The organism is Bordetella tumulicola (genome assembly GCF_054779135.1).
Genome location: NZ_BAAGYU010000010.1, coordinates 232,590 through 250,949, shown reverse-complemented (window position 1 = coordinate 250,949; position 18,360 = coordinate 232,590). Strand labels below are relative to the sequence as shown.

The 18,360-nt window shown below is 56.6% G+C and carries 19 protein-coding genes; 10 read left to right on the top strand and 9 right to left on the bottom strand.

Going from position 1 to position 18,360, the window contains the following annotated elements:
* Positions 1 to 25 precede the first annotated feature (25 nt).
* Complete coding sequence (locus ACYVDM_RS18440; protein ID WP_415787523.1) at positions 26 to 208, bottom strand: hypothetical protein; 183 nt, start codon at positions 206 to 208, stop codon at positions 26 to 28.
* Between the two features lie 343 nt (positions 209 to 551).
* On the bottom strand, positions 552 to 1,472 hold the full coding sequence (locus ACYVDM_RS18435; RefSeq protein ID WP_415787521.1) for a helix-turn-helix transcriptional regulator: 921 nt from the start codon (positions 1,470 to 1,472) through the stop codon (positions 552 to 554).
* A gap of 96 nt (positions 1,473 to 1,568) precedes the next feature.
* Here ACYVDM_RS18435 and ACYVDM_RS18430 point away from each other — a divergent pair, with 96 nt between their 5' ends.
* Positions 1,569 to 2,318 (top strand): SDR family oxidoreductase, encoded by a 750-nt coding sequence (locus ACYVDM_RS18430; protein ID WP_415787519.1) that lies wholly within the window; start codon positions 1,569 to 1,571, stop codon positions 2,316 to 2,318.
* A gap of 213 nt (positions 2,319 to 2,531) precedes the next feature.
* On the opposite strand, the gene ACYVDM_RS18425 is transcribed toward ACYVDM_RS18430, so the two are convergent.
* Positions 2,532 to 3,425, bottom strand: a complete 894-nt coding sequence (locus ACYVDM_RS18425) for a DMT family transporter (RefSeq protein WP_415787517.1) — start codon at positions 3,423 to 3,425, stop codon at positions 2,532 to 2,534.
* Positions 3,426 to 3,565: 140 nt separating this feature from the next.
* Here ACYVDM_RS18425 and ACYVDM_RS18420 point away from each other — a divergent pair, with 140 nt between their 5' ends.
* Entirely contained in the window at positions 3,566 to 4,357 is a 792-nt protein-coding gene (locus tag ACYVDM_RS18420; protein WP_415787515.1) for a helix-turn-helix domain-containing protein, read from the top strand.
* 266 nt (positions 4,358 to 4,623) lie between these two features.
* Positions 4,624 to 6,018: an HdeD family acid-resistance protein gene (locus ACYVDM_RS18415; RefSeq protein WP_415787513.1), complete on the top strand. Its 1,395-nt coding sequence runs from the start codon at positions 4,624 to 4,626 to the stop codon at positions 6,016 to 6,018.
* A gap of 41 nt (positions 6,019 to 6,059) precedes the next feature.
* On the opposite strand, the gene ACYVDM_RS18410 is transcribed toward ACYVDM_RS18415, so the two are convergent.
* Entirely contained in the window at positions 6,060 to 6,995 is a 936-nt protein-coding gene (locus ACYVDM_RS18410; protein ID WP_460475438.1) for a LysR family transcriptional regulator, read from the bottom strand.
* A 107-nt stretch (positions 6,996 to 7,102) separates the two neighbouring features.
* Here ACYVDM_RS18410 and ACYVDM_RS18405 point away from each other — a divergent pair, with 107 nt between their 5' ends.
* Positions 7,103 to 8,104: a Bug family tripartite tricarboxylate transporter substrate binding protein gene (locus ACYVDM_RS18405; RefSeq protein ID WP_415787509.1), complete on the top strand. Its 1,002-nt coding sequence runs from the start codon at positions 7,103 to 7,105 to the stop codon at positions 8,102 to 8,104.
* A gap of 17 nt (positions 8,105 to 8,121) precedes the next feature.
* A complete protein-coding gene (locus ACYVDM_RS18400; protein WP_415787508.1) occupies positions 8,122 to 9,399 on the top strand; it encodes an amidase in 1,278 nt (425 codons plus the stop codon).
* Between the two features lie 22 nt (positions 9,400 to 9,421).
* On the opposite strand, the gene ACYVDM_RS18395 is transcribed toward ACYVDM_RS18400, so the two are convergent.
* Positions 9,422 to 10,345, bottom strand: a complete 924-nt coding sequence (locus tag ACYVDM_RS18395) for a LysR family transcriptional regulator (RefSeq protein WP_415787506.1) — start codon at positions 10,343 to 10,345, stop codon at positions 9,422 to 9,424.
* Between the two features lie 180 nt (positions 10,346 to 10,525).
* On the opposite strand from ACYVDM_RS18395, the gene ACYVDM_RS18390 reads away from it, so the two are divergent.
* Positions 10,526 to 11,656, top strand: coding sequence for an alkene reductase (locus tag ACYVDM_RS18390; protein WP_415787504.1), 1,131 nt, complete (start codon positions 10,526 to 10,528; stop codon positions 11,654 to 11,656).
* 135 nt (positions 11,657 to 11,791) lie between these two features.
* On the opposite strand, the gene ACYVDM_RS18385 is transcribed toward ACYVDM_RS18390, so the two are convergent.
* Positions 11,792 to 12,565 (bottom strand): class II aldolase/adducin family protein, encoded by a 774-nt coding sequence (locus ACYVDM_RS18385; RefSeq protein ID WP_415787502.1) that lies wholly within the window; start codon positions 12,563 to 12,565, stop codon positions 11,792 to 11,794.
* A gap of 147 nt (positions 12,566 to 12,712) precedes the next feature.
* Positions 12,713 to 13,678 (bottom strand): Bug family tripartite tricarboxylate transporter substrate binding protein, encoded by a 966-nt coding sequence (locus ACYVDM_RS18380; RefSeq protein WP_415788842.1) that lies wholly within the window; start codon positions 13,676 to 13,678, stop codon positions 12,713 to 12,715.
* 107 nt (positions 13,679 to 13,785) lie between these two features.
* Here ACYVDM_RS18380 and ACYVDM_RS18375 point away from each other — a divergent pair, with 107 nt between their 5' ends.
* The 4 genes from ACYVDM_RS18375 (at position 13,786) to ACYVDM_RS18360 (ending at position 16,257) form a co-directional block, all read left to right on the top strand.
* The gene (locus ACYVDM_RS18375; protein ID WP_415787500.1) at positions 13,786 to 14,613 is read left to right on the top strand and encodes an IclR family transcriptional regulator; all 828 of its coding nucleotides are present in this window, start codon (positions 13,786 to 13,788) and stop codon (positions 14,611 to 14,613) included.
* Positions 14,614 to 14,675: 62 nt separating this feature from the next.
* On the top strand, positions 14,676 to 15,134 hold the full coding sequence (locus ACYVDM_RS18370) for a MarR family winged helix-turn-helix transcriptional regulator (RefSeq protein ID WP_415787498.1): 459 nt from the start codon (positions 14,676 to 14,678) through the stop codon (positions 15,132 to 15,134).
* Between the two features lie 127 nt (positions 15,135 to 15,261).
* Positions 15,262 to 15,933, top strand: a complete 672-nt coding sequence (locus ACYVDM_RS18365; RefSeq protein ID WP_415787496.1) for a glutathione S-transferase family protein — start codon at positions 15,262 to 15,264, stop codon at positions 15,931 to 15,933.
* A gap of 3 nt (positions 15,934 to 15,936) precedes the next feature.
* Positions 15,937 to 16,257 carry a DMT family transporter gene (locus ACYVDM_RS18360; protein ID WP_415787494.1) on the top strand — a complete coding sequence of 107 codons (321 nt, stop codon included), beginning with the start codon at positions 15,937 to 15,939 and terminating at the stop codon, positions 16,255 to 16,257.
* 76 nt (positions 16,258 to 16,333) lie between these two features.
* On the opposite strand, the gene ACYVDM_RS18355 is transcribed toward ACYVDM_RS18360, so the two are convergent.
* Positions 16,334 to 17,203 (bottom strand): PhzF family phenazine biosynthesis protein, encoded by an 870-nt coding sequence (locus ACYVDM_RS18355; protein WP_415787492.1) that lies wholly within the window; start codon positions 17,201 to 17,203, stop codon positions 16,334 to 16,336.
* Positions 17,196 to 18,164, bottom strand: a complete 969-nt coding sequence (locus ACYVDM_RS18350; RefSeq protein WP_415787490.1) for a Bug family tripartite tricarboxylate transporter substrate binding protein — start codon at positions 18,162 to 18,164, stop codon at positions 17,196 to 17,198. The genes ACYVDM_RS18355 and ACYVDM_RS18350 overlap by 8 nt, the downstream gene beginning before the upstream one ends.
* Between the last annotated feature and the right edge of the window lie 196 nt (positions 18,165 to 18,360).

The window sequence follows — 18,360 nt, the reverse complement described above, 5'->3', positions numbered from 1 at the left end:
GTGAAAACCAAGCCGCCCTAGGGGATCAGGCAGAAAAAACCGATTTCCCGCTACCAAGCGTAGAACGGCTACGTGCCGATGACAGCGAGGCACCCAACGATCTCTTTGAACCCACGCCGCCACTGACAGCCTTGATTTCTTCCAGGCTCAACGGCACGATCTGGCCCTTAGCTTCATCCTTCTGCGGGAAAGATTCCTTTTTTTTCATATCAATCTCCTATTGCTTGCTGACGGAAGAAGCCGCGCCAGCCTCGGCAGAGCATCAACGAACGAACAGCTCCCATCTGCATTGCCATACAGATGGGAACACCGTGGCGCAACCGCTGACTGGCTCAGGGGCGACAATAGCAGCCACCTATTACATGCGCATCGGTCTTTAGTCGTAGAAAACAGTAACGATCTCAAAAAAGAGGTGCAGTTGAACAGGAGGCGATTGTGGTGCGATCGCACCAGCCGACAACCGTTTGCGCAGCAGGCTGACAACAGCGGCGAGTCTCTTCCGTTCGAATAAGACTGCAAACTGAGGTCGCTATCGCTCATGGAGCAGTCAACTAAGCAGCGTCCCGTGCGCGTGCATTCTGTTGAGTTTTGACATATTGGCCAGGCGGCATGCCGGCGTACCGAGTGAAGGCTACTGTGAAAGTGCTCGACGAACTATATCCGACTAGCGCCGCGACCTCGGCAATCGTCTTTTCCCGCTGAAGATAATCTCTTGCCAGTGCCATCCGCCACGACAGCAAGTAGTCCATTGGCGTGGCACCCACGGCTGAGCTGAATCGCTTAAAAAATGTAGAACGAGATAGCGCCGATGCTTTCGCTAAACGCTCAACGGTCCAGGGCTCGTTTGGGCTTTCATGGATAAGTCGTATTGCGCTTGCTAATCGGCTATCGGTAAGTCCGCGTAGCAATCCCTGCGACGTTACCGCATTGTTCGAAGAGCGTAAGGCTTCTATCAATAGGACCTCTAGCAGACGCTCAAGGACAACTTCTTTCGCAGGTCGCTGCGAGCGCGATTCATCGATGACTAACTGAACCAGCGCAGACAGTCGACAGTCACCCCTAATATGTACCAGTTTCGGCAGCAGCGTCAAAAGCAAAGCGGAGTCTGGTGATGCTAGACGGCAAAATCCAACTAGCGTTCGTACGTCTGCATCGGCCGCGACCAAGCCGCTACGGTGTTCCCCGTTTTCTAGCAATGTAGGTTCCGACTGCCACTCATCGTCGGAAGGGACTTCGTAACTGGTTACCGAGAATTCCGACATCGACGGAATCAATACAAAATCGCCGGCTTCAACGACCAGTTGAGTTCCATCAGCCGTGTAACGCATCCTGCCTTCCATAATGACGCAGCAAAACAATGGCGCATCATCGAATTTGCCGCGCAGGCCCCAGCGTCCTGCACCGGTCACAATTTTCGAATACGCCATCTTTGGCTGGAGGAACGTTACAACGGACGTTAGAGGATCAATCACATCGGACTCTTGCAAACAAAATTAGGACTTTTGATTGTAGATGGTTTGCATTGCACGGACTATTGTCGTGTTTCCCCTGACGTTGTGAGAATTCGCATGAAAACCGTTTTAATCACTGGCTGCTCTTCCGGATTTGGACTGGAAATCGCCAAATACTTTTTAGAGCGTAATTGGAAAGTCATCGCCACAATGCGTACGCCGCGCGAGGATGTTCTGCCCAAATCAGAGCATTTGCGCGTCTTAAAATTGGACGTAACTGATGCAGAGAGCATCCGACATGCAGTCAAGGAAGCCGGGCAGATCGATGTCTTGGTGAACAACGCTGGTGTCGGTATGCTAGGGCCATTCGAAAGTACTTCGATGGATGCGGTACGCGAAGTGTTCGAAACGAATACATTCGGTACGATGTCCATGATTCAGGCATTTCTAGCCCAATTTCGGGCGCGTCGTGCTGGCACTATCGTCAATGTCGCTTCGACCGTAACGCTAAAAGCATTACCCCTGCTTCCCGTCTACACGGCCAGCAAGGCTGCGGTAGTCGCGTTCACGGCGTCCTTGGCGCTAGAACTGCAGGATTTCAACATTCAGGTTGGTGTCGTTCTGCCAGGTATGGCTCCGGAAACTGCTTTTGCCAACAACGCGCATGCAAGAATCGCTCAGACCTTTCCCGAAGATTACGCTGCCGCCATGGACTCAGTGCTCTCCGGATTTCAAAATTACGACGGCTTAGTCACACACTCGACTGATGTCGCAGAAGCTGTCTGGAATGTTGTGCAGGGCGGCACGACTGCATTCCGCGTTCCAGCAGGAGCCGACGCGATTGAATGGTTCAATCAGAGCAAATAGAAGTGTTGGTTGGACAGCAGAAATACGACACACATTTCCGGTTGTATGGCGTACTCCAGCACATCTGCTGATGATCGCCAAGGCTGTGTGAAAACGCACGTTCGTTATGGACTTTCGCCATATCGACCTCTCCGTTCCCCGCAGGATCGATTTTCTTGGACTCGGCAAGGAGAGGGGCAGCGACCTTTAAAACTGTCAGCGAATCGCGTTTTCTCACAGCCTCGGCCGATTGCGAAGGAACGCCAAGCATCCTCCACCAAAGAGGACAAGACATACGCCTATTCCCATGGGCAAGGTAATTGACTCATCGAAGAACAAGGCTCCAAAGACAGACCCGTAGATTATCCAAGCATATCGAATCGGCCCAACTACGCTGGCGTTTGCTTGTCGGAACGCGTTGATATTGCAGCACTGTGCCAATATGGCGACGGGACCGAGCATTAAGAACGCGAACAACCATTGGAACGGAATGGTCTGCCAGCTGGAAATCCCGAGCCATGCAAGAATCATGGACCCGAATAGGTTGACATAGAACAGCACGGTAAGCGCGGCTTCGGTCCTAACCAGAGTCTTGATCATGATGCTTTCAATCGCGATTAGCATTGCGCCTGCAAGTGCAATGAGCGCCGGACCGGTGTATTCCACGTCCCAGTTCGAAAACGCCCCCTGTGCCCCGACAACCGTCATCGCCCCTGCCAGGCTCGCTATCGTCGCGAGCCATTGACGCAGGGGCACATATTCCCGAAGGACAATCAATCCCAATAGCACTGTAAACAGACCATCTAATAGCCCTATCGCGCTAGCTGAGGCGACGGGCATGTTGCCCGCGACGAATACGGCCGCGACACCACCGAATCCCCCGGCTGCAGCTCTGCATGCGTGAAGAAAGGGCTGTGTCGTTGACAGGATGCCGACAATGTCGCGTCGTACGAGCAAAGCCACTACCATTGTCGCGAACCCGCCGACATAGCGCAGCCATATGATCTGAAGCGCAGAAGCTTCAGTGCCGCTGAGCCTGCCGGACACATAGATGAAGGCGAATAATCCGACCCCCGCAAGGGCCCAAAGGACTCCGCTTAGGTTCGAAGCGCCTTGTGATCGTGTCAAGTGATAGTTACGGTTTGGTATAAAGTAATCTCTAACTGGTCTAGCAACGAAGGATGCGGGCAAAGATTACGACACGGACCCAGATTCGCGCTTTCAAAATATTGCGGTTCGCGGCGCGTGACTCACTGGCGGGAGATTCTATGAAGGTCGATTGGATTCCGGGTGCACCCCATACCGTTCGACACACCATTACGTATACAGCCCCCACGATCAGGATTCGCATGGGATGCGGATTCGGCGCAGAATCTTTCAACGGTGAACCACTCAGTCAGACGCTTTGGCCTGCTGGAGCGTTAGAGTGCATCCCGCCCGCAGTGGAGCATTCGCACACCACTGACGTGGATACGGACTGGTTGTCCGTAGCGTTCGACGACATTGAGTGGGAAGATTTCATCGATATCGGTGGCGCTAAAGGCGATTTACTTCGATGCGATGCCGGTCAACGCTATGTGGATTATCAAAATCTTATTCACTGCGTCTATGGCCTTATGGCTGTGGATCCCCAGGATGCTGCGTTCTCCCGACATGCTTTAGGCATCGAGATCGCTAACTATTATCGGTCTATGGTCGCGCCACCATCCCGTGATCGAAATTCAGGCTCCTTGAATTTTTCGACACTTAGGCGACTCGCCGATTTTGTCGAAGATCATTTGCACTCGGGCATAGGACTTGAGCAGATGGCTAATGAGGCGCGGCTAAGCAAGTTTCATTTCACATCCGCATTCCGTCGCGCAACAGGCTCGACGCCTTATCAGTATGTCGTCGACCGTCGCCTTATCCGAGCACAAAAACTGCTTCGCCGCTCAAGAGAGTCCATTACCAACTTGGCCTTGGAGTGCGGGTTCTCCAGTCATGCTCATTTGAGCTCGGCGTTCAAGTCCAAATATGGAATCTCTCCGACGGTATACCGACGACACACAGCATCCCGTTAGTCTCGCGACAGATAGTTTCAGAAAGCTGCTCCGACTCGCTTTTCAACAGGATAGGCCAACAGTAAGCATCGACGCCAACATCGCGCGATTCAATTCTGCGCTGTCTGGGGGGGACACTATCTTCGGAGCGTGCGTTATGCTGATGCTACAGATACAGTATCAACTCAAGTAATGTGCCCTCGTAATGAAGCGCTGCGAAGCCACATTCCGGAAGAGGAGAAGAGCAATGCGACATCCCGTCATGATCCAAATGGAGCAGCACAAAAATGGGTAATCTCGTTCTCTTGTTGCTAGGCGTTGATTCTCTGAAGCACCGAGCTCGAGCACTGGTCGTCATTGGCGCGATATTCCTGCTGGCTGGGGTGGTACTGGTCATCGACGCGTTGGATAACGCACTGTATTTCCCAATCAATTTCTTTGCCGTGTTGTTTGTCATAGATGGTGTGGCGACACTGATCATCGCGCAGTCTGGCGTCGGCGGCCAGCGCGTCCTGCGCTATGCGAAGGGAGGGTTCATGCTGGTCGCCGGAATCCTGATTCTGGCTGGCCATCATCATGGACACTTCGTATTGTCGATGATCTTCGGCCTGCTGTTTCTGGTCGACGGACTGATGCAGTGCATTGCCTCTTATGTTGTACGTTATGAACGCTGGCGCTACGTCTTCGCCTCTGGCGTAGCCGAAGTGTTTTTGGCCATCTTCTTTTTCCAGCCCTATCCCACGCACTATGCCGGCACTGTTCCGTATTTTCTTGGATTGTTCCTGATATTTTCGGGGCTGAAGCTATTATCGTTGGCTCGACGCGCTCAGCGACTTGAGTCTAATCCGGGCCTCACCACTAACGCGCATCCAGATTTCATGCCGACGCGTGCCGACACGACACGACAGACGGTATTCGACGGTCCCCCTCAAGCGTCGGAGCATGCGCTCACCGTCCACGTCTGGACACCCTCCGGTTCGGCCAAAAAAGAAACACGTAATTATCCCCTGGTGGACCGCTACATCGCCGCGGTTGACATAAACGGGGTGGTGTCCACCGGACATGCCGCGCTAGAAGCCCCGGAGGGCATATACGTTAGCCTGTATCCCGCTGCGGAAATCGATCGTTCCCCCGAACAATTCGGAACGCTTTTACGCGCCACGGCCGAAAATAACGTCCCCGGGGTATTCCAGCCGGACTACCCGACTGAATCCAAAACGTGGTGCCCATCGACTGTGCAGGTACGCATCCGCAACTACGATGCGGCAAAACTGCAAGCATTCTGGAACGAATACCGCGAGAACACGACGTATAACCTGACGCACCGCAATTGCTCCAGCTCGGTGTCCGCTGCACTCGAAGCGGCCTTGGACGGTGTGGTGGGACGCCTGCATGGGCCGAATGCCGGTTGGAACGTGTTACTGCGCCTCTTGCTGACCCCAGAACTTTGGGTAGCGTCGCAGATCCGCAAGCGAGCCCTGACGATGGCGTGGACACCGGGCCTGACGTTGGACTATGCGCGCGCACTCAGCATGCTGGCGGACCCGCGCCCCTTCGGTTGGTGGAAAATGTCCCAGGCGGCCATACGACAAATCTCTGAACTACGTGCGGGCTGGCGCAAGCAGGATCGCCAAGCAGTCTCGCGCAATACGCAAGTCGAGTCCGCACAAGAAACGCAATGATCCGGTGCGCAGACACCTGCTCGTGGCTCCCGGCCCACCGGCTAGACCTTCGATGTTGAGGTATCAAACAAGTCGGGGTGCTCGGACGCCCCTGCGAACAGTACCGATAGAAACCGCGGCACCACCGGATTAAGGTTATCGGTTCGCCATGCACAGGACAGCGCCGACGTCGGCGCTACACAGCCTGCCGGCAACGCCAGTTCTCTCCATTCCAGTCGACCCGTCATATCGCGCATCGCTGAGATGGGTGCCAACGCGGCCCCCATGCCCGCCTCCACTAATGCCAATAGGGTAGGCAGCAAACTGACATGTTGCACATCGGGCTGCACGTTTGCCGAGCCAAGAACTTTTTCCTCCAGTTCATGGAAATAGCGAGCACCCTGGGGCGCATATCCTACCCAGGGCAGGCCCTGCAGAAGATGAATCGGCACGCGGGTGTGCGCGGCCAGCGGATGCCCCAGCGGCAGCACCAGCACCATGGACTCATGGGCAATCACTCGTGACGTCAGATCCGCGCTTTCCATTGAAGCGGACAACCGGAGTATGGCAACGTCCAGACGGCCACTGCGCACATCTTCCGCCAACAAGTCGGAGGTCAGCTGCCGCAGTTCGAGCCCCACCTTTGGAAAGCCTTGCCTGAAAAGCTGCAGTGCTTTGGGTAAAACGCGATAGACCGTGCTGTGGCTAAATCCCAAGCTCAGCAATCCTTCGTCGCCGACAGCACAACGCCTCACCGCGTGCAGGGCAGCTTCGGTGTCGGCCAGCAGCAGGTGGGCCCGCTCTAGCAGCAAGCGTCCTGCGGGCGTGAGGTGGACAGAGCGTGTGGTACGCACGAACAGTGTCGCACCCACGTCCTCTTCGAACTGCCGGATTTGCTGACTGAGGGGTGGCTGGCTGATGTGTAGCCTCTGTGCAGCCCTGCCGAAATGGAGTTCCTCGGCCACCGCGACAAACGCCAGGAGATTGCGAGATAACATGATTATGTCGATATACGTCTCAATTCTGATCAATTTTATATTAGACGTATAAGTGACATGCACGTAGGCTAATGCATGCTTTCCCCAACTCTCACTGTTGCACGACCATGACCTACTCTTTCTGTGCCTCCCGTCGCATTTTCGTGACGTCGGCCACTCTCGCTTTGGCCATTGCTGCTACACCCGCGCGTGCACAAACCACCGCGCCCGATAGCTATCCCAGCAAGCCCATCACCATGGTGGTTCCTTTCGCGGCAGGCAGCGTGACGGATATCCTCGCGCGCATCGTATCGCAACGCCTTGGCGACGCGTTGGGACAGTCCGTCATCGTGGAGAACAAGGCGGGCGCCGACGGCAATATCGGTGCCGCCTACGCGGCGGCAGCGGCACCGGACGGCTACACCTTGATGATGGGCGCAGCCAGTACCAACGCGATCAATCCCAGCCTGCATAAAAATTTGAAGTTCAATGCGCTTAAGGACTTTACGCCCATCACGAATGTCGCGTCCATGCCAAACGTCCTGGTGGTGGGTCCCGACGTGCCCGCGCGCGATGTCAAAGCATTCATCCAGGCGGCGAAAACCGGACAGTACAGTTTCGCGTCCAGTGGCGCCGGCGGCAGCATGCACCTGTCGGGTGAACTGTTCAAAAGCATGGCCCAGATTCCCGACTTTCTGCACATCCCTTACAAAGGCGGCAGCGCGCCAGTCACCGATGTGATGGCGGGTCGTGTCAACGCCATGTTTTGCAACTTGCCGCTATGTTTGCCCCATATCCGGGCCGGCAAGCTCCATGCGCTCGGTGTAACGTCGAGTACCCGTACACCGTTGTTGCCCGATGTGCCCACGATCGCCGAGGCGGGCGTTCCCGGCTATAACGTCATCGGCTGGTTCGGGCTTTTCGTTCCCACTGGGGTGCCGCAGCCCATCGTTGAGCGGCTTAACCACGAGGTCGTGCAGATCCTCCATGACCCCAAGGTAAAAGAGTTGTTGCTGGCTCAAGGCGCCGAGCCAATCGGCAATAGCCCCGAAGATTTCTCGGCCTTTGTGCAAAACGAGCATGACCGTTGGGCGGAGATCATCCGTGAAGCCGGCATCAGCCCTCAATAAATCACGACAACACAATAATGAAATCTCCGAACCAGCTATCGGTGTGGCAAGCACTGCATGCCATGGAAGAAGGCCGTCTCACGAGCGAAGCGCTCACGAGGGCATGCCTGGAACGTATCGAAGAGCGTAACGCGCAAGTCCAGGCCTTCACGGCAGTGGACGCCGAATGGGCGCTGGAGCAGGCGCGAGCTGCGGATCACAACCCTGTCGGGCCGTTACGCGGCATCCCCTTTGCCGTAAAGGACGTACTGGATACCCGGCATCTGGTCACCGCGTACGGCTCTCCCATTTATACCGGGCATCGGCCTCAGGCAGATGCGGCTTGCGTCGCGCGTGTCAAAGAATATGGAGGGCTTATCCTGGGCAAAGTCGCGACGAGCGAGTTCGCGACACAGACGCCGAGCCAGACCCGCAACCCACTCAATTTAGCGCATACCCCAGGGGGATCATCCAGTGGGTCGGCCGCGGCTGTCGCGGACTTCATGGCGCCAGTCGCCTTTGGTACGCAAACCACCGCCTCCACGGTAAGACCCGCGTCGTATTGCGGCATTGTCGGCTACAAACCCACCTATGGTTTTGTGAACGTCGCGGGCCTCAAGCCGTTGAGCCCCTCTCAGGACACTATTTCCATTCTGACCCGCTCGGTAGAGGACGCGGCATGGTGTGGTTTTGGCGTGCACGGTGATCGAGTTCGCGTCGAGGTCATCGAGCGCCCTCGATTGGCCGTCTGTTATTCATCGCAGTGGGATGCGGTGCGGCCCGAGATGGCGCAAGCCATCGAAGATCTGGCGGCAGCGGCCGAGCGTGCGGGAGCATCGTTAAAACGCATCCGTCTTTCCGCAGAAATGGAATCGCTGATTGAGTTGCAAGGACAATTGTTTGCGTTTGAGGCCCGCCAGTCTTTAGCCGACGAGCGACGACATCACGCTGCGCAGTTTAGTGAACGTCTGAAAGCTCGCCTGGCGGGCGGCGAAAACATTGATAGTAAGCAATACCTGTCCATGCGCCAACGTGCGCTGACGGCTCGACACGAAATGGGCGAGCTGTTCGACCATATAGATGCGCTGCTGTATCCGCCTGCTCAGGGTGAGGCCGACGAAGGCATCGCCGACTCAGGGTCTGCGCAGTTCGGCGCGCTATGGAGTCTGATGCACGTGCCTTGTGTGTCCGTGCCCATGGCCAGAGGTCCACGGGGGTTACCGATGGGTGTCCAGGTCATTGGTGCCTACGGGGATGATTTACGTACTTTGCAAGTCGCGGCATTTGTCGAACGTACCGCGTCAATGTTCCATTAACCCCGTCGTTTCGGTCCGCCAACTAGATGTCATCCCAATACGGCGGACTCCCGATTGCATCGAGCAAGAAATCCAGCACGACTCGGACTTTATGCGAGCGCAATCGGTTTTCCGGTGAAATGAGCGAAATATCGATGGGGGTCGGATCCTGCGAAGGGATCCAGTCAGGCATTAGTTTGACCAGTTTCTTGCTATGAAAGCAGGTCTTGTCGAACATCCATGTCGGAAACAGCACGATCCCCCTACCCGCCAACGCCGCCGCGACCAGTACTTCAGCATCGTTGCTTTTCAGCGGTCCATCAACCTGTACGGGATGCGTCGCGTCAGTGTCACGTTGTCGAAAACTCCAGCGCTGCGTACCCAACAATCCTTTGTAGGATAGACAACTGTGATCTCGCAGATCTTCGGGCGTCCTCGGTTTGCCAAATTTTTTGATGTATGACGAACCCGCGCACAGCACATACTTCTGTTCACCAATTCTCCGCGCGATCAAGCCCGAATCGGCCAGTCTGCCTATACGTAGGGTAATGTCGGCGCCTTCTTGGATCGGGTCGATATACGCATCGGTCAACGTGAGTTCGACAGACAGGTCAGGATGTGCCGCCTGCAACCTGTTGACTATCTCCGCAATATGCAACCTGCCCAGCGCCACAGGCACATTCAGGCGAACCAATCCTCGCACGTCTGTCTCTTTCCCCGCGGCTTGCTCGGTGGCGATGTCCAAGGCGTCGAGGACTTCGCGTACCTGCAAGTAATAGCGCTCACCGGCCTCGGTCAGTCGCACCGAACGCGTGTTCCGATAAAACAATTGCTGGCCGACCTCGCGTTCCAGCGCGGAAACGAAGCGCGACACCGATGATGGCTGCACTTGGAAATGCCGCGCTGTACCGACAAAACTGCCGGTCGCGGCGACCATCACAAAATATCGAAGTGCGATTAACTGCATGGTGTGCGGTACCGATTTCACCGGTTGGCCCAGAGATTATCTGGATTGATGTGATTATCGCAATTATGATTTGCTTATTTCTATAATTGTTGTTCTAGCGTATCTCAATTTAAGATTCTTCGCATCAGCATCGATGGCAGACAGAACAAAGTCTGCCCATGATCCGAAGGAACTCCAGTAATGAACACGCTATTTGAAAACTTCAATTTATCCGGCCTGACACTCCGGAACCGCATCGTGATGGCGCCGTTAACCCGCGCACGCGCACCACGGGATATTGCAGACGAGCGCGTCGCGCTGTACTACGCGCAGCGCGCCACAGCGGGCTTGATCGTCAGCGAAGGCACGCCGATTTCACGCGAAGGTCAAGGCTATCTGTTTAACCCCGGCATCTTTACGCCCGAGCAGATCGCGGGCTGGCGGCTCACCACAAATTCCGTCCATGCCGTCGGGGGCCGCATCTTTGCGCAGATCTGGCACGTCGGCCGCGTATCGCATCCTTCTATTCAGGCTAACGGTCAGTTGCCGGTCAGTGCCAGCGCCAAGCAGCCCCTCGGTGCGAAAGCATTTGGCTACGACGAAAACGGTGTCCCCAATCTGGTTGAATCACCCGCCCCCCGCCAACTCGGCACGGAGGAGATCCCGCGCATCGTCGAGCAGTTCGCACAGGCCGCCGACAATGCCGTGCAAGCCGGCTTTGATGGCGTTGAAATTCATGGCGCGAATGGATACCTGTTCGAACAGTTCATGAATCCTCTGGTGAACGATCGCACGGACCAGTACTCGGCCAAAACCATGGCGGATCGATTGAGGTTCACACTGGAAGTTGTGGATGCGGTGATCGCAAGGATTGGCGCCCGCAAAGTCGGCATCCGCATTTCCCCATACGGACAACTCTTTGATATGCCGTTGCACCCAGAGATCGATGACACTTATACCCAGCTAGCCATCGAACTCGGAAAGCGCGGGCTGACGTATGTCCATGTGATGGATCAATCCGGATTTGCCGTCGGCGACGCCACGATCGAAGGTGCAGCGTTGTCGAAGTTCGATGCGCTTTTGCGGACCATTAAAAGCCACCTGCCCAAGACTGCCCTCATTCTGGCCGGCGGGATGACACGTGATCGCGCAGAACAAATGATCGAGAAAGGCGTCATCGATCTGGCGGCATTTGGCTCGAGCTTTATCAGTAATCCAGATCTGGTCGCACGACTGCGCAATCGCTGGCCGTTGACGGATCCCGATCGCAGCACATTCTATGGTGGCGATGCGAAGGGCTATATCGACTACGAGCCTTACACCGCGGTCTAAGTGCGCAGGGGATTGAGAGAAACACTCAAGCGTCAGTTTTCATCACTATTCTAAAAGTGATGAAAACTGAGGTCATGTCATCATGAATCTCGGCCAAATGCACGACATGACCACCCAAACCGTAGAGCGGAAATCTCAATCCGCGTAGCCAGGCATCACTCGGTCCAACACCCTCATCATCGCTTCGAAATAGAGCCTCTCACGCTCCTCGCGGGAATGGCTGTCTTCGGGGTTGGGGGTGTCCACCTTGTCCACGAGCGCGTCTGGCAGCAGCGAAAGCGGTTTACCGGCCGACATCGCCAGGACCTGGGCGCGACACACCTTCTCGAGCCGATACAAGCGACGGTACGCCTGCGCCACGGTATCGCCTACCGCCAGCACCCCATGGTTCTTCATAAAAAGCACCTGCTTGTCTCCAAGCTGGGTGGCAAGGCGCTCTCCCTCGCTCAGTGCCGAGGCCAGACCCGTATACCCATCGTCATAGGCGATATGCTTGGTGATAAAGGCTGCCGTCTGACTGCAGGGTAATAGCCGGTTGTCCTCCAGCATGTTCAGCGCCAGTGCCCAGGTCTGGTGGGTGTGCAATATGACCTTGGCGCCGGTGATCCGGTGCAGCGGCGCGTGGATACAGAATGCACTCAGCTCCAAGTCTCCTTGGCCTTCCAGCACCTGTCCGCGCTCGTCGAAGACAATGAGGTCGCTGGCGCGGGCCTCTGACCAATGGCGGCCGAACGGCAGCACCAGGTAGCGGTCTTCATAGCCGGGCACCATCATGGTGAAATGGTTGTCGATGCCTTCTTCCAACTCGTCGTAGACGGCGAGTCGATTCGCTGCCGCAAGATGGACACGGGCGAGCCAAGCGGCATCAGCGTGAGTTTCGGGCGATTGGGGGGATAGTGAACGGTTCATGCGCGGCTTCTCCAATGGGATCCCTCCGTTTTAATCGATACCCCAAAAAAGCTCCAGCGGTAACTCCCGGGGGCTCCCTCAAACCATACGAATCGGGCTTCCCTGGAACTAGGGGCAAGCGTATCGCTCAACGTGGCGCAAGTACATTCACTGCCGTGGCAGCTTCGCCTGACTGACGAGCTTTTCTACAATAGGCTGCTCATTACGAATCTGTTCGGTGAGCTCGCGTGCGGATCCTGACCGCGGCTCGATGCCCATGGTCAGCATTCTGTCACGCACGGCTGGATCTTGCAGTGTGGTGGTCAAGGCTTGTTGCAACGTGGCCAGCACATCGGATGGCGTGCCGGGTGGGGCGACAAAGCTAAACCAAGCACTGAGGTTGAATGACGGATAACCTTGTTCCGCCAGCGTCGGTACATCAGGCAGAGTGGGTAAACGGCTCTTGCTCGTAATACCGAGCACGTTAAGCTTGCCGGCCGTGACCTGAGGCATGCCAGTCGCCACCATATCGAAGAACAGATCGACGTCGCCGTTGATCAGGGTCGGCAAGGCCTGCGTCGCGCCCTTGAACGGCACATGCAGCAGATTAATTCCCGCTTCTTGTTTAAATAATTCGCCGGCCAAGTGCGATGAGGTACCCGGCCCGAAGGAAGCGAATGTTAGTGGCTCAGGACGCTGCTTGGCACTTGCCACGATGTCGGTGATTTTGGTGAAGCCGTTTTTGTTGTTGGTTAGCAGAATCATTGGGCCAATCCCAACCATGCCGATGGGGGCATAGGCATCTGGATCGTACGGTAGTGATTTATACAGATAGCGGTTGGTGACCAAAGTTGAGTTGGTAGCCATCAGCAATGTGTAGCCATCGGGTTTAGCCCGCGCGACATAAGAGGCTCCGATGGTGGTGCCGGCACCTGCCTTGTTCTCGACGATGATTTTCTGATCCAGCGCCGTGCTCATGCGACTGGCCAGAATGCGAGTCAGCGCATCGGTAGCACCACCCGCGGGAAAGGGCGAAACGATGGTGATGGGTTGTTCTGGATAGGCGGCATGGGCCAGTCCCGCGCATGCCGACAGTGCTAGCGCGGCGGCAAAGGTAGAGACTCGTTGGAACATATTTTTCCCCTTGATGTGGTGGACGAGGCTATCTACTTCTTGTAAATTCCGAACAATGGAATTTAATTCCATTATTAGAAATTAACTATAAAAGCGAAGCAGCCTCTATGCAACCCCCAGTCGATTCATCTGATCCCGGCGAAGAAACTACCGAACGAAGCGGACCTGCGCGTCGTCGTCGAGGCAGCAGCCAGGGAAGGTCGGGGCCCAATTTCATCGAAGCATTGGCGCGCGGGCTTGGGGTATTGCGCTGTTTCGGGCCCGGGGCCACGATCTTGGGCAATCAGGACCTAGCGGGCCTGACTGGGTTGCCTAAGCCAACCATCAGCCGCATCACCTACACCTTGGCCGAGTTGGGCTATTTGCGCTATCACACCGATAGCGGCAAGTATTCCCCCGGCTATGGTGTATTGGCACTGGGGTTTGGCGTACTAGTCGGACTGGAAGTACGCGAGTTGGCGAAAGCGTCGATGGTGCAACTCGCACGTGAGACAGGCGGTGCAGTAGCGTTGGGCACGTTCGATGGCGATGCGATGGTCTATGTGGAAGCCATTCACGGCTCGTCCGAGTTGTATTTGCGTCTGCCCGTGGGATATCGGGCCAGCCTGGATAGCGCGATGGGACTGGCTCACGTCGCGGCCTTGCCCGATGTGTCGCGCGACGCGTTGCTACAGCGTCTGGGACGAGCGGCCCCAGCTGGGGATGTCGTGCAGCAAGCTTGCTCGGATCTGGCGGCTACCGGATGTTGTTTCTCGTTGGAAGCCTGGAAGACGGGTATTAATGCCGTGGCGGTGCCGTTCCAGGCTGTCACGGGCGAAGGTGTATTCGTGATGAGTTGCGGAGGGCCGGCGTCACTGTTGCCTGCGGCGGTGTTACGTGAACGGGTGGGGCCTGCGTTGCGGGATATTGTGCGGCAGTTGTCGGGGATACGTTAGACGGAAATTTCGGTGAGATAGAATTGCATTTGCAACCGAAATAATATGAGAGAAGCTTGGTTATGACAGCGGCAAAACCTGACCTTTGGTACTCATTTGTGCGCGCACATCGAATGATGATCCGGGAGGTTGAGCGCCGTTTGGCGGATGCCAATCTGCCCAGCTACGCGTGGTATGACACGCTCTGGGGCTTGGAGAGCGGGCCGGGAGGAACGCGGCGCATGCACGAGCTCGCCGACACGCTGGTCATTGAGCGCTACAACCTGACGAGACTGGTGGACCGCCTGGAGCAAGAAGGCTTGGTGACACGCAGTCGTTCGGCCACGGACGGCCGTGCGGCCTACGCGTCCATCACAAGAGAAGGACGCGTACTACGCAAGAAGATGTGGAAGGTGTACCAATCCACCATCACCGAACTGTTCCTCAATCAGTTCAGCGCCAGCGAACAGCAGGCCTTGGCCGAGGGTCTTGATCGGACTTTCGAGACCGTTCGTGCATCTAGGGACAGCGCCGTTGCGTAAGTTCATGCATACAGTGCCCATTAATGGCAAGCCTCTTACCTAACAGGTTGCAGAAATTTTTATTTGTCCATAGAATTGCAATTGCAATGATTGCAATTGCAATTCTATGGACAAATAAGAGGCAACCATGAATCACACCAACTCCCTCACGTTCTATACCGCGAACACGCCAAATGGACAGAAGATCGCTATCTTCTTGAATGAGGCGGGGCTCGACTATGACCAAGTGAATCTCGATCTATCGCGGGGCGATCAGCACCAGCCGAGCTACCGGAGGATCAACCCCAACGGCAAGATTCCGGCCATTTTTGATAAAGAGTCCGGTGTGACGGTCTTCGAATCGGGAGCCATTCTTTCCTATCTATCGGCAAAGACTGGATGCCTATTGCCACCGACGGACGTCGAACAAGTGGCCGTCCAGCAGTGGTTGCATTTTCAAATTGGAGGCATTGGCCCGATGCTTGGTCAATTATGGTGGTTTCTCCACGGATCAAAGACTGAAAATCCTGAGGCCATTCAGCGGTACCGGAAAGAGGCATTGCGTTTGTATCAGGTCGTGGATGCTCGACTAAGCGAGTCCGCTTTCATCGCTTTGCCAAGCTACAGCATTGCGGACATCGCGGCATTCGCATGGTTGCGCACCTGGAGCGAATTGAGTTTGGACATTTCGCCGTTCTCGCATGTTCGCCGTTGGCTGGATTTGATCGAGTCAAAGCCTGCCGTGCAGCAAGGACTCTTGGTGTCCAAGCAAGAGGGCTCTCCTTTCGATCAGAACCAACTTGATCTTCCGAAAGGCTGAACCATGGCATGGACATATCTATTCCTTGCTGCGGCGTTGGAAATTTTGATGGGGCTTTTCCTGAAGTTAAATGAGGGTTGGTCAAGACCTGGGCCTAGCATCGTTGCCGTGATGGCCGCGTTGAGCAGCATCTTTTTGCTTGCACTTGCTCTTCGTTCATTACCGGTCGGAACTGCCTATGCCATTTGGACAGGCGTAGGCACCATCGGTCTAGTTCTGATCGGACTCGTGTTCTTTAACGAGCAACTCAGTTGGACTCGCGTCTTCTTCCTTGTATTAGCGATCACAGGTATTGCAGGTTTGCGCTTCTCCGAGGCTGCATGAAGAACATGCCACACTCAACAGTAGGAGACACCTTGTGTAAGGTTAAAAATCAGCAACCGCGCCTGGTGACGATGCGTCAGGTGAGCCATTGCGTCTCCCCACTCAACCAGCAGCCTGGCGCATCGGTACGGCGACGTAGCTGGATTGCCGAGGGCGAGCCCATCGCCACGCCCTGGCGCACGGTACATATCTGGTCGGCCGGCACCTCGCCCACGCTGTCCAAATGACCCCACAAGGCTGCCGCGGCAATGCCGGTGGCGGCGTCTTCAGGATAGCCCGAGGCTTTAGGGAACTGGCGTGCAAAGACACCATCGTCCGAGACGGCATACGGATACAAGCCAGTGGAATCGATGGCGTCGCACAGGTCACGCATCGCACCGAAGTCCGGCGCCAAAGCATCCAAAGCGGCTGCGTCAGGCATCCGGACCAGGGTCTTGACTCGGCTCGTGCTGGCATTGACAGCGTGCAGTCCGGGATCAATCCGCAAGACTGTGGCGATCGCGTCACACTGTTGGGCGGGCAGCAAAGCCAAGGTCACGGCGGGTTGCGATATCCACGCCCAGCCGCGGGCCTCGTCCCATTCGATGTCGACACTGCCACTAAGTGTCTGCACACGCGCCCAAGGCGTAGTCCAGTAGCCCCATTGCCGTAGCGCCCACAGCGCTCCCACCGTCGCATGACCGCACATCTCCATTTCATGGCCGGGCACGAAGAAGCGCAGCCGACACAGATAGTCCGGCTCATCGGCCGGCAGCACGAAGGCAGACTCGTGGCCATGGTAGGCGGCCAAGGCCTGCATGTCCTCGGCCTGCATCCCGCGGGCATCCCGCACGAGAGGGACGGGGTTGCCGCCAGACACGCTGGCGGACGCGTCGACAAATACGCTCAGCAACGCTGCCTCGCCGGCCTGCGGCTCCACGGGGCGAATCGAAGAAAGATCAGTCAAACTGGACTCCATTTTTCTTGATGAGCTCGCCCCAGAAAGCGAGATCTTGGGCAACGCTACGGGTCAGCGCATCAGCCGTGTCCGGCCGGACATCGACGCCTTTGGCGGCCAGATCCGCCGCGATGGCCGGATCCCGCAGCGCGGCGTTCAGGGCGCCGTTCATCCGCTCTACGATGGCGGGTGGCGTATCTTTCGGAAAAGCCAGACCGTACCAGAGCGACTGCGTGTAGGTCGGCATGCCCTGCGCGGCGAATGTCGGCACGTCGGGCAGAATCGGCGTTGCGGCCGTGGTGGCCACAGCCGCGAGCTTACCGCTCTGCACGAACGGTGCGAGGCCAACGGGGTTGTCGAACATGACATCGACTTCGCCGCCGACCAAATCCGTATAAGCCGGAGCAGCGCCACGGTATGGGATATGAGTCAGGTCCAGCTTTTCGTCCTTCGCAAACATTTCACCAAGCAGGTGCGACACGGTGCCGGCGCCGACCGAGGCAAAAGTGCCTTGCCCGCGGGATTTCAGCGCTGTGATAAGCGCGGGCAACGTGAAGGCTTTAAGAGACGGGTGCGCAGCCAGGACATACGGCGACGTTCCGATGAAGCCGACATAGGCAAAATCCTGCGCGGGACGGTAAGCCAGATTCTTGTAAAGATTGGCGGCCAGGGCTGTGGTGCTGGTGGTGACGGCAAGAGCCGTATAACCGTCCGGCTTGGCGCGCGCTGCCTGTCCCGAGCCGACTGTTCCGCCCGCGCCACCGGCGTTCTGGATGACGACAGTCTGGCCCAATTGCTTGCTCAGAGCCGGTTGCAGCGTCCGCACGACCAGATCGGTTCCCCCGCCAGCCGGGAACGGTACGATCAGGGTGACCGGTCTGTCCGGCCAGGCGGAATCAGCAAAACTCGCAGCCGGGACCGCGGACAGTACGAGGCCCAGGATCAGGGCGAATGACGGTGTGCGCATCATGCACATCCCCTTGTAATGGTTTAGTGCGACTTATCGTAGAGATGGCCGGAAACCCACGCGAACCGAAGAGCGACAGAAGACAATCCCAAACGCGACAGCGACCCGCAACCTTGCATTAATAAACCGGCGCGCCGATACTGAACCCCATTGTCTGCATGCGCCGCCAGGGCGCGTGCCGTTGTTTCGTGCCTCCCGC

Excerpts from the sequence above, each read along its gene's own strand:
- ACYVDM_RS18440 (WP_415787523.1), bottom strand. The coding sequence starts at position 208 with ATGAAAAAAAAGGAATCTTTCCCGCAGAAGGATGAAGCTAAGGGCCAG.
- ACYVDM_RS18430 (WP_415787519.1), top strand. The coding sequence starts at position 1,569 with ATGAAAACCGTTTTAATCACTGGCTGCTCTTCCGGATTTGGACTGGAA.
- ACYVDM_RS18420 (WP_415787515.1), top strand. The coding sequence starts at position 3,566 with ATGAAGGTCGATTGGATTCCGGGTGCACCCCATACCGTTCGACACACC.
- ACYVDM_RS18415 (WP_415787513.1), top strand. The coding sequence starts at position 4,624 with ATGGGTAATCTCGTTCTCTTGTTGCTAGGCGTTGATTCTCTGAAGCAC.
- ACYVDM_RS18410 (WP_460475438.1), bottom strand. The coding sequence starts at position 6,995 with ATGTTATCTCGCAATCTCCTGGCGTTTGTCGCGGTGGCCGAGGAACTC.
- ACYVDM_RS18405 (WP_415787509.1), top strand. The coding sequence starts at position 7,103 with ATGACCTACTCTTTCTGTGCCTCCCGTCGCATTTTCGTGACGTCGGCC.
- ACYVDM_RS18400 (WP_415787508.1), top strand. The coding sequence starts at position 8,122 with ATGAAATCTCCGAACCAGCTATCGGTGTGGCAAGCACTGCATGCCATG.
- ACYVDM_RS18395 (WP_415787506.1), bottom strand. The coding sequence starts at position 10,345 with ATGCAGTTAATCGCACTTCGATATTTTGTGATGGTCGCCGCGACCGGC.
- ACYVDM_RS18390 (WP_415787504.1), top strand. The coding sequence starts at position 10,526 with ATGAACACGCTATTTGAAAACTTCAATTTATCCGGCCTGACACTCCGG.
- ACYVDM_RS18385 (WP_415787502.1), bottom strand. The coding sequence starts at position 12,565 with ATGAACCGTTCACTATCCCCCCAATCGCCCGAAACTCACGCTGATGCC.
- ACYVDM_RS18380 (WP_415788842.1), bottom strand. The coding sequence starts at position 13,678 with ATGTTCCAACGAGTCTCTACCTTTGCCGCCGCGCTAGCACTGTCGGCA.
- ACYVDM_RS18375 (WP_415787500.1), top strand. The coding sequence starts at position 13,786 with ATGCAACCCCCAGTCGATTCATCTGATCCCGGCGAAGAAACTACCGAA.
- ACYVDM_RS18370 (WP_415787498.1), top strand. The coding sequence starts at position 14,676 with ATGACAGCGGCAAAACCTGACCTTTGGTACTCATTTGTGCGCGCACAT.
- ACYVDM_RS18365 (WP_415787496.1), top strand. The coding sequence starts at position 15,262 with ATGAATCACACCAACTCCCTCACGTTCTATACCGCGAACACGCCAAAT.
- ACYVDM_RS18360 (WP_415787494.1), top strand. The coding sequence starts at position 15,937 with ATGGCATGGACATATCTATTCCTTGCTGCGGCGTTGGAAATTTTGATG.
- ACYVDM_RS18350 (WP_415787490.1), bottom strand. The coding sequence starts at position 18,164 with ATGATGCGCACACCGTCATTCGCCCTGATCCTGGGCCTCGTACTGTCC.